Source organism: Bacillus sp. LR_5 (assembly GCF_042709275.1).
The window spans coordinates 20,295-30,618 of record NZ_JAVAXX010000052.1 but is presented as its reverse complement, the minus strand read 5'-3'; the positions used below and the strand labels follow the sequence as shown (position 1 = coordinate 30,618).

10 protein-coding genes are annotated in these 10,324 nt (G+C 44.1%); 2 read left to right on the top strand and 8 right to left on the bottom strand.

Annotated elements, in window-relative coordinates; all coding sequences use genetic code 11:
- The 5 genes from recJ to comN all read right to left on the bottom strand — a co-directional run.
- The coding region (gene recJ, locus RAC86_RS13360) for a single-stranded-DNA-specific exonuclease RecJ (protein ID WP_377885747.1) at positions 1–2,212 on the bottom strand (2,212 nt) is incomplete at its 3' end.
- Positions 2,213–2,278: 66 nt separating this feature from the next.
- The gene (locus RAC86_RS13355) at positions 2,279–2,602 is read right to left on the bottom strand and encodes a LapA family protein (protein ID WP_003229740.1); all 324 of its coding nucleotides are present in this window, start codon (positions 2,600–2,602) and stop codon (positions 2,279–2,281) included.
- 75 nt (positions 2,603–2,677) lie between these two features.
- Positions 2,678–3,175, bottom strand: coding sequence for a cation:proton antiporter regulatory subunit (locus RAC86_RS13350; protein ID WP_003229739.1), 498 nt, complete (start codon positions 3,173–3,175; stop codon positions 2,678–2,680).
- A 157-nt stretch (positions 3,176–3,332) separates the two neighbouring features.
- A complete protein-coding gene (gene secDF / locus RAC86_RS13345; protein ID WP_003245970.1) occupies positions 3,333–5,546 on the bottom strand; it encodes a protein translocase subunit SecDF in 2,214 nt (737 codons plus the stop codon).
- A 38-nt stretch (positions 5,547–5,584) separates the two neighbouring features.
- Positions 5,585–5,881, bottom strand: a complete 297-nt coding sequence (gene comN, locus RAC86_RS13340; protein ID WP_003229735.1) for a post-transcriptional regulator ComN — start codon at positions 5,879–5,881, stop codon at positions 5,585–5,587.
- 115 nt (positions 5,882–5,996) lie between these two features.
- On the opposite strand from comN, the gene spoVB reads away from it, so the two are divergent.
- Complete coding sequence (gene spoVB / locus RAC86_RS13335; protein WP_217019437.1) at positions 5,997–7,553, top strand: stage V sporulation protein B; 1,557 nt, start codon at positions 5,997–5,999, stop codon at positions 7,551–7,553.
- Between the two features lie 3 nt (positions 7,554–7,556).
- Here spoVB and RAC86_RS13330 read toward each other — a convergent pair whose 3' ends face one another.
- Positions 7,557–8,213 (bottom strand): DUF421 domain-containing protein, encoded by a 657-nt coding sequence (locus RAC86_RS13330; protein WP_080529623.1) that lies wholly within the window; start codon positions 8,211–8,213, stop codon positions 7,557–7,559.
- A gap of 197 nt (positions 8,214–8,410) precedes the next feature.
- On the opposite strand from RAC86_RS13330, the gene RAC86_RS13325 reads away from it, so the two are divergent.
- Entirely contained in the window at positions 8,411–8,800 is a 390-nt protein-coding gene (locus RAC86_RS13325) for a TIGR04086 family membrane protein (RefSeq protein ID WP_014477528.1), read from the top strand.
- Positions 8,801–8,856: 56 nt separating this feature from the next.
- Here RAC86_RS13325 and yajC read toward each other — a convergent pair whose 3' ends face one another.
- Positions 8,857–9,123 (bottom strand): preprotein translocase subunit YajC, encoded by a 267-nt coding sequence (gene yajC, locus RAC86_RS13320; RefSeq protein ID WP_004398708.1) that lies wholly within the window; start codon positions 9,121–9,123, stop codon positions 8,857–8,859.
- A 36-nt stretch (positions 9,124–9,159) separates the two neighbouring features.
- Positions 9,160–10,305, bottom strand: coding sequence for a tRNA guanosine(34) transglycosylase Tgt (gene tgt, locus RAC86_RS13315; RefSeq protein WP_003229725.1), 1,146 nt, complete (start codon positions 10,303–10,305; stop codon positions 9,160–9,162).
- Positions 10,306–10,324 lie beyond the last annotated feature (19 nt).

Sequence of the window (10,324 nt, the reverse complement as noted above, 5' to 3'; positions counted from 1 at the left end):
AGTCGCGTTTCTTTGCTCCGCTCACAACAGACAGCACACCATTCTCTATTTTAACAAAACCGAGATCAAAAAACACCTTTGTCATGAAATTGATTGTTTCAACGGACCAGCCTTTATGTTTTGCAAGCTCTAAACCGTGTTTTTTCACGTCAAAAGCGCCTCTTTTCAGCAAGAACGCATAATACCATTTAAAGTGGTCTCTTGCGGGAAAAGTTGATAAAAAGTGGTCCTCATGGTTGAGAAAAATAAAATATATCCGCTCGGGCGCCTTTCCTTCCAGCAAACGTGCGAGCATGTCCAGCGAAGGCGGCGGATCCAGTAATACAATATATGCACCATCGAGGTCAAACGCCTTTGCTTGATCTTTAGAACTGATGACGTGCACTTCTCGGCGAAGGTCTTCAGTTTGAAGTAATGTTGTTGAGTCTTCTTTGAAAGAGACAATGGCCCGTTTAGCAGATGGAAGGGCGGAAACTGTGTCTTCCCACGTCCGTTTTCCCCTTAAATCAAACAGCTGCCATTCAGAAACAGCGGCATCCTTTATCATAAGCTGCGGCTTTTTTCGATTGTTCCATTCGTTGATTGACATCTCACCGACAATAGAAATTCTTGAACCCGGTACGATGCCTTCTTCAAGCTCGCCTTTATTAAAACCGACGCAATCAAGCTGGGACGACTCGTTTCTGATCGTCATTTTGACATGAGTTTTATTTGCCCCTATCTTGCGGACATCTTCCAGTACTGCGTTTTCTACGAGAACGTGCGGTTTCGGGTTCAGCATGCCAAAAGGAGACAGCATGTTCATTTCTGCGATGCTTTCAACTGTAATGTCTTCGACGCCGCAGACAAGGTCGACTTCCTGTACGGGAATAAAATCCTCTTCCGTAAGCGTATTGTCCGCTATTTCATTCAGCCTGCTTCGCAAATCCGGCACATCTTCGGCTTTCAGCGTCATCCCCGCAGCCATTGGATGGCCGCCGAAATGAGGAAGAATATCTCTGCATTCAGAAAGGCTCTCAAATAAATTAAATCCTCTGATGCTTCGGGCCGAACCTTTAGCGATTCCCTTTTCTTCATCAATACCAAGAACAATGGCCGGTCGGTAGAAACGGTCCACAAGCTTTGAAGCCACAATCCCGACGACTCCCGGGTTCCATCCGGCTTTGGCCACGACAATTGCAGTTTGATCGAGCCCTTGCTGTTCAACCATGTCAATCGCTTCATCCGTCATTTTGCTGACCATTTTTTGGCGCTCTTTGTTCAGCTGGTCAATTTCTGCGGCAAGCTCTTCCGCTTCAAACGAATCCTCTGACATAAGCAAATGAACAGCGGGATCCGCCTGTTCGATTCTTCCGACGGCATTCAGCCTTGGTGCGAGCTGAAATCCGACTGTTTCTTCGTTCGCTTCTCCGATGTCTCCGCCTGACAGCTTAATCAGCTCTTTTAAGCCGAGCCGATTTGTCCGTCGAAGCCTTTCAAGTCCTAGTGTTGCTATTAATCTGTTTTCGTCATGCAGCGGGACTAGATCGGCAATGGTGCCGATAGCCGCCAGGTCAAGCAGTTCATCAGGAAGTTCACCCAATAAAGCGTGGGCAAGCTTAAACGCGACTCCAACCCCGGCAAGCTCTTTAAACGGGTAAGTGCAGCCAGGCTGCTTCGGGTGGACGATCGCACGGACATCCGGAAGCTCCGGTCCCGGTTCATGATGATCGGTAATGATGACATCCAGTCCGAGTTCCTTTGCCACCTTCGCTTCATGCACAGCGGCAATTCCTGTATCAACCGTAATGATCAAAGAGAAGCCCCGTTCTTTAATCGAACGAAACGCCTGTTCATTAGGTCCATATCCTTCTTTAAAACGGTCAGGTATATAAAAATCAACTTGAGCCGACAGTTTTTGCAGCGTGTGAAGCATCACTGACGTACTTGTAACCCCATCGGCGTCATAATCGCCATATATCATAATCTTTTCTTGTTGTGAAATCGCCTGTTTTATTCGATCTGCCGCTTCTTTCATGCCTTTCATTTCAAAAGGATCATAAAAATCGGCATCCTTTGTATGTAAAAACAGCCTAGCGCTTTCTGCCGTATCAAAGCCTCTTTTTACAAGCAGGGACGCAACAAGAGGTGTTATATGCAATTGTTCTGTGAGTGATTTGACCTTATCCTGATCTGGTCGCTGGATTTCCCATCGCATTTTTGACGCTAACATAAATTCACCCCTCAACCACCCTATTATACTAGAGCAGGCTGAGGGGTTTCAAATAATATTCGAAAACTAGTCTTTTTTCTCAATCATGGCTGATGCATCCTGTGTGTCAGTCTGATCAGCAAGATGAGTATCCTCTTGTTTATGTATTGCTGTTCTATTTTCTTTCCGCAAGGTTTTTATTTCCCGCTTCAATTTCATTACCTGAAAAATGCCGACAGAAAATACGATCAGTGCTCCCATTAAAACTGAGCCCAAAATAACAAGAATGAGCGGCCATTCTGATCTTCCAAACAGGTAATCAACTTCTACGGATCGAACATTAATGACTGCGAAAATAGCGACAATTAAGGTGAAAATAAGTGCGAAAATAATGGTCCATTGTTTATTCATTCTCTTTTCCCCCAAACTTCTTATTGAGGTAACTTTCCCCATCAAGACTGGTTTTAAACATGGCTTAACACTAGGTTAAGCTCCCTTTGCTGTTAATTTTTCCCGGATCAGCCTCTTCAGTCCGGTTCCCTCACCGGAAATCACAAGTGTATCGCCTTCGTCAATGACTGTTTCAGAGCTCGGATTCAGTTGTTTATCCTGATTCTTTTTAACAATTGCAATGACCGTCACATGATATTCCTGACCCACATTCAAATCACCAATCGTCTGATGAATGGCAGGCGCTCCCGCCTCTGCTTTACACCACTCTATAATCAAATCATCAAGGGCTGACTCGACCTGTTCTAATGCTTTCGGTTTATATGCCATTCCGCCAAGAATTGCAGACATTTGCCTTGCTTCAGCGTCATCAAACTGCACGGAGGCAACACATTCCTCATGGTCGTTTTCGTCAAAATAGTAAAGCTCTCTCCGTCCGTCATGATGAATGATAATTGAAATTTTATCACGGTTTCTAGTAATCATTTCAACTTTTTGTCCTATGCCCGGCAGCTCTGATTCGCGAACCCTCATATATAAACCCTCCTACATATCTGAAAACCAGCCATAAACACTTTTAACACCATATATATGTTTAAATGTAAGCGTATGTCATTATAGCAAATGTCTATTTTAAGTTCAATGAAACTTCAAAAAACAGGCTGCCCTGCAGAGGACAGCCTGATATTTTTTATTGCGCCGAATCTTTTTTCAGTTCTCTTCCTTTCCATGCAAGCCAAATTTGTGCGGCAATGTATAGAGAAGAATAAACGCCTGTTAACAGCCCGACCAATAAAGCAATTGAGAAGTTAGTAATAGAAGATGCTCCAAAGATCAGCAATGTCACAACAACAATCACAACGGTTAATACAGTGTTAATTGAACGTGTAAAGGTTTGCTGCAGGCTCAGGTTTACAATATGGTTCAGATCGGCAAATGTTTTCGGCTTACGCTTTTTCATATGCTCGCGGACCCTGTCAAATGTAACGATTGTATCGTTAATGGAATACCCGATTATCGTCAAGATGGCCGCGATGAACGTAACATCTACCTCAAGCCTTGTAATACTGAAGAACGTGACGATAAAGAATGCGTCATATAGCAATGAAGCAATGGCAGCAATCGCCATTTTGTATTCGAATCGGATTGAAACGTAAATAATGATGCCAATAGAAGCTATAGCAACTGCGTACAGCGCATTTCTTGCCAGCTCTTTACCGACTGTCGGTGAAACTGTGCTGACATTTGGATCAGATCCGTATTTGTCTTTAAAATATGTTTTTACTTTTGCAATGGTTTCTTTATCTGGCACCCCGACAAAACGGGCAACACCGATATTGCTCTTTTCGCCTGACAGAACGACAGTATCAGGGTCCATACCAAGAGATTCAAAGTCCTTCTCAACTTGCTCTGTCGTCAGCTTATGGTCGCTTTGTACTTCAATCCGTGCACCGCTTGCAAAGTCAATGCCAAGATTCAGCCTGAACACAAGCAAGATAATAATCCCGGCAACCGTGACCGCACTGGAGAAAATAAAGAAGTATTTGCGTTTGCTCGTGAAATCCCATTTTTGGAATGGCGTATGCGGCTCTGTATTTTCATCCGTATCCTGAATATCCATGATATGTTTCTTATTGACACCAAACCAGCCTTTTTTCCGATCAAGCCATCTGCTTTCCACAAGGAGAGCGAGGAGAAATCTCGATAAGAAAACGGCAGTGATAAAGCTTGTCAGAATCGATAGGATCAGCATTGTCGCAAACCCTTTAACAGAGCTTGTCCCAAAGATAAAGAGCACAACCGCTGCAATAATGGTTGTAATATTCGCATCAAAAATCGTCGCAAATGACCGTCTGTTTCCTGAACGGAAGGCAGAGCGGACTGACTTTCCTAGCTTGAGCTCTTCTTTAATCCGCTCATAGGTAATAATGTTGGCGTCAACAGCCATCCCGACACCTAAAATGAGAGCGGCAATTCCCGGAAGCGTGAGTACGGCATTCATCCAGTCAAAGATCTGGAGTGTAATGTAGATATAAACAGATAGCGTAATCACCGCGATTAACCCTGGCAGACGGTAATAGAAAAGCATAAATAAGAAAATAATTGCTATACCGACAATACCGGCAAACACCGTATCATGGAGAGCCTGCTGGCCGAATTGTGCGCCTACTGATGTTGAATATTTTTCAGTCAGTTTCACAGGAAGTGCGCCTGCGTTTAAAATACTGGCTAAATCTTTTGCTTCTTGAGCTGTGAAATGACCTTCAATTTTTACATCAGTTGTATTTAGCTCCTGACTTACATTTGGAGCGGATACAAATTTAGGATGCTCTTTTTGAACTTCTTTCTTAAAGGAATCACCTTTATCATAATCCAGCCAAATGACAAGCTGGTTGTTTGGCGCCATTTTCATGACCTTCTTGGTCACTTCACCAAATTTATCAGCGTCTTTCAGCTTAATCGTGACAATTGGCTCATTTGTTGTGCTATCATAAGTTTGTTTAGCGCCGTTTTCGACTAAATCAGCACCGTTTAACAGTTCCTTATCATTTGCATCTCTGAAAGAAAGCTGCGCTTCAGTCGCCAAAATTTCACGAGCTCTGTTTTGGTTTGTCACACCAGCGAGCTGAACGCGAATCCGGTTATTCCCTTCAATTTGGATGTTCGGTTCGCTGACACCGAGAACATTGGCCCGGCGGTTCAATGCCTCTACAGTGCTGACCAGAACGTCTTTTGTGATTTTGTCACCTTTTTTTACAGGCTGTACATCATACAGCACCTCAAATCCGCCTTGCAAATCCAATCCTAACGTAATATTGTTAGCGGCAGGCTTCGTAAAGTAGCCCAAGCCCGTGCCGATCAATAAAACGAAAAGGAAAAACGCAATCAAGCGTCCTTTTTTCATTATGTATATCCTCCCTTAAACCTGTGCGAATCAACCTGCTATCTCAGCAGTTCTTCCAATGCTTCCTGGCCCTCTTCACTGCCCAGCCAATTAGACGTTTTAAATGACTCAACGGTTGCATAGTTCATAAATTCGCCAATTTTCACTGATAAAATATCACTCGCCAGTTCATAAATGTTCAGTTCCGTTTTCTTTTTCCACTTCTTATCTGTTAAGTATGACCACAAACTTTCGAGTTCAACATCATCATACCCGAGAATCTTAAACTCTTCCAGTTTGCTGTAAAGAAACGGCCTGACGTGGTCTTTATATAGATCGGCTGGATGCTTCTCCACGAATTCCACGCTCCTTTTTTATTGTTTTTCAAGAAGACTTGTCATGCTTGGACGATATATACGCATATCTTTATTGTATATGATTCCAGGTAGTTTGAGAAGGCAGGGGGTAAAAATGGCGAAACAGACGTTTTTAAAGGGCACTCTTATCCTTATCGCAGCAGGAATGGTTACAAGAATGCTCGGGTTTGTCAACCGGGTGGTTATCGCCCGTTTTATCGGTGAAGAAGGAGTCGGGCTTTACATGATGGCGGCGCCTACCTTCTTCTTGGCCACTACATTAACTCAATTCGGTCTGCCGGTCGCGATCAGCAAGCTAGTCGCTGAAGCCAGTGCGCGCGGAGATCATCAAAAAACGAAAAATATTTTAGTCATGTCTCTGACCATCACGGGAGTGCTCAGCCTCATCTTTACACCGCTGTTTCTGTTTTTCGCCCCGGTTATGGCTGAAACGATGCTGACAGATAAGCGAACACTGTATCCGCTCTTGGCCATTACGCCGGTTGTGCCGATTATTGCTATATCGAGTGTGCTGAGGGGATACTTTCAAGGAAAACAGAATATGAACCCGCTTGCTATGTCACAAGTCCTTGAACAGGTTGTCCGCATTTCACTCGTGGCTGTCTGCACAACGATTTTTCTCCCTTACGGAATTGAATATGCTGCGGCGGGGGCAATGCTATCCTCAGTGGCAGGGGAGCTGGCATCACTTCTTTATTTATTCGTTTGCTTTAAGTATAAAAAGACAATTAAAATCAGAAAGCATTTTTTCCAGTCAATTAAAAACGGAAAACAAACCTTTACCCAATTAATGAGCGTGTCCCTTCCAACAACCGGGAGCCGCTTTATCGGAAACCTCTCTTGGTTTTTCGAGCCAATCGTCGTCGCTCAAAGCCTTGCCATCGCCGGTGTGGCAACAGTTGCCGCAACAAAGCAATACGGGGAACTGACCGGCTTTGCCATGACGCTGCTGACTCTGCCCAGCTTTATTACATATTCTTTGTCGACCGCGCTTGTTCCTGCGATCAGTGAAGGAATGGAGCAGAAAAAATTGCAGGTGGTGGAATACCGCTTGGAACAGGCGATGCGTCTCTGTCTGCTCAGCGGAGGCATTTCAGTTGTTATTTTATTTGTATTTGCGGATGAGCTGATGAGAGTGATGTACGGTTCCTCAGGCGCAGCTGTATTTATAAAAGTGATGGCCCCGTTTTTTCTGCTTTATTATTTCCAAGGCCCGCTTCAAGCTGTGCTGCAGGCGCTTAATTTGGCAGGAGCTGCGATGATGAACAGCTTAATCGGAGCGCTTGTCAAAACAGGCCTTATTTTTGTCCTTGCCACAAGGCCTTCTCTTGGCATTATGGGTGCGGCATTAGCCATTGTGACAGGCATGGTGCTCGTTACGCTATTGCACGCAGCAACCGTAAGCAAAGTGCTGCCGATCAGCATCAAAATCAAGGAGTACGCGCTCAGCTTCGCTGTTATTGTAATTTGCGGATTCATCAGCTCCGCCATCAAACATTATATAAGCTTTGGAGCATCTGAGGCTGTCAATCTAGCCGGATGGATTGCGGCGAGCGCCGCCGTTTATATGATCCTCCTGCTCGTTTTCCGTTTAATTAAAAAAGATGAGCTTTGCCGCATTCCCATTATCGGACGGTTGATCATCCGATAATGATCACGTGCGGTGCCCATCTTTTTCATCAATATATATTTCTCCGTCTGTAAACGAGCAAAATGAAATATCTGAAGGGTTGGTGTATCCGTGTTTTTGCAAATTTTCAAGCAGCCATTTTTTATCTTTACTGATTCTGGACAGGTTTTCTGTTTGAATGAAGCCGTCTATAATGAGCGGCATTTCGAGCTGCCGATGCTCTCCGCTATTTTCTTTCTTTACAATAGTCAGTTTGCCCGACGGCTCTAAAATGGCAAATGATACGTCAGCTACTCTGTCGACGCTATTTTCTCTGAGCTGAACCATTAAATCATCAAAATTATAACGCTGTGATTTCATGGCTTCTTCGTCAATTTTTCCATATTTGATAATTATGGTCGGCTTACCGTCAAGAAGCTGGCGGACTTTTCGGTTTTTTAAAGAAAAGTATGCCAAAGTCACTTGAATGATCATTAATACAAGCATTGGCAAAATGGTATGAAATAGATGATCGTCTACGTTTTCTATGGCTAAAACGGCAATTTCAGCCATCATGATAAAGACAACGAGATCTAAAATACTAAGCTCTCCGATCTCCCGTTTGCCCATGAAACGAAAAATGACCAATATCACAAAATACAATACGACTGTGCGAAACGCAATAGTGAGAAGCTCTTCCATCATGCACCTCCAACTCATTATAGGTTGCAACAAAATGATCAATTTATGTAAGAAAAACCGATTGCATTTCACAAAGCTTTTACGTCTAATTCAAGGGATAAGGGAATACATTTTTACAAAGACGAGCCATCAGCATGTCTGACGGTTTTGAACAAAAAGAACAGAAGCCTTTTAATACAGGCAGAGAGGAGACAATCATGGAGGAAACGAAACAAGTTGGAAAAGGCATTCTTTACGGCTTAATCGCCATATTTTCAGCCATGCTCCTGACAAGTTTGGCGGTTTCACTTTTATTGACCGCAACCTCGCTGGAAGAATCATCATTTAACTGGCTGATCACAGCTATCTCATTTCTCTCTTTATTTATCGGCGGGTTCATTTCAGGCGGGAAAGGCAAGGAAAGAGGCTGGATGATTGGAGCATTGACTGCCATAAGTTTTTCTCTGATTATCTTATTGTTTCAGTATTTAGGATTCGGAAAGACATTTACAGCAGAACAGCTGATCTTCCATCTGGGATTTTTAGGGGTGTGCATGCTGGGCGGGATTTTCGGCGTGAACATGAGGGGAAACAGGTCTTCCACATAAAAAAGAGCGGGCTCACTTGCCCGCTCTTTTTTGTTTGCTATGTATAGCTCCTGCTGTTATTCAGCAGCAGAAACTTCTCTGATCGCGCGGCGGTCGAACGTAAGACGTGTGTTATCACCAGTCTTAATTACGACTTTGCTTTCGTCGATAGAGTCAACAGTACCGTGCAATCCCCCGATTGTCACTACTGAATCGCCTTTTTTCAGTTCCTCTTGCATTTGGCGTACAGCCTTTTGCTGCTTTTGCTGAGGACGAATCAGCAAGAAGTAAAGGACCGCAAACATTAAAATAATAGGAACCAATGTACCTAAAGTGCCAGTCATCATTTTCACCCCTTTCTGTAAGCCTGTTATGTTTATTTAGAAGCTTTTCGCATTTGGCTTGTTATAGCCGTAACGCTCAAAGAACTCTTCTCTGAAATCACCCAGACGATCCTCGCGAATAGCCTGTCTTACCTGCTCCATTAAGTGTAACAGAAAATGAAGGTTATGGTAAGTTGTTAATCGAAGGCCGAATGTTTCATTGCAGCGAATCAAGTGCCTAATGTACGCGCGAGTGTAGTTTTTACATGTATAGCAATCACACTCTTCATCAATCGGACGGAAGTCTCTTTCAAATTTCGCATTTTTCATATTGAGTCGTCCTTCAGCAGTAAACACTGTGCCGTTTCTTGCAATCCGTGTAGGCAGCACACAGTCAAACATATCGACCCCGCGGATCGCTCCGTCGATCAGTGCGTCCGGAGAACCTACTCCCATCAGATATCTCGGTTTATCCTTCGGCAAGAGCGGTGTTGTGAATTCGAGTACACGGTTCATGACATCCTTCGGTTCACCTACAGACAATCCGCCTATAGCATATCCCGGAAAATCAAGCGAAATCAAGTCCTTCGCACTTTGTGTCCGCAGATCTTCATATTCTCCGCCTTGTACAATACCAAACAGCCCTTGTTCATCCTGACGATTGTGGGCATTCAGGCAGCGTTCCGCCCAACGGCTTGTCCGTTCAACTGACCTCTTCATGTAGTCGTACTCCGCCGGGTATGGCGGGCATTCGTCAAACGCCATCATAATATCAGAGCCGAGTGCGTTTTGGATCTCCATCGCTTTTTCCGGAGATAAAAACAGCTTGTCTCCATTTAGATGATTGCGGAAATGGACACCCTCTTCCTCTATATTACGAAACTTGCTTAAAGAAAAGACCTGAAAACCGCCTGAATCTGTTAAAATTGCGCGGTCCCAGTTCATAAATTTATGGAGCCCGCCCGCTTCTTTGACAATGTCTTGGCCCGGACGAAGCCATAGATGATAAGTGTTGCTCAAAATGATGCCTGCATCCATTGCTTTCAGCTCTTCAGGCGACATTGTTTTGACTGTCGCCAGTGTGCCGACCGGCATAAAAACCGGCGTTTCGAAGGAGCCGTGAGGCGTATGCACTTTGCCCAGCCGCGCTCCTGTTTGTTTGCATTCTTTTATAAATTCATAGCGTATTGGTTGTTCAGCCACTTTTGATGAGGCCTCCTGT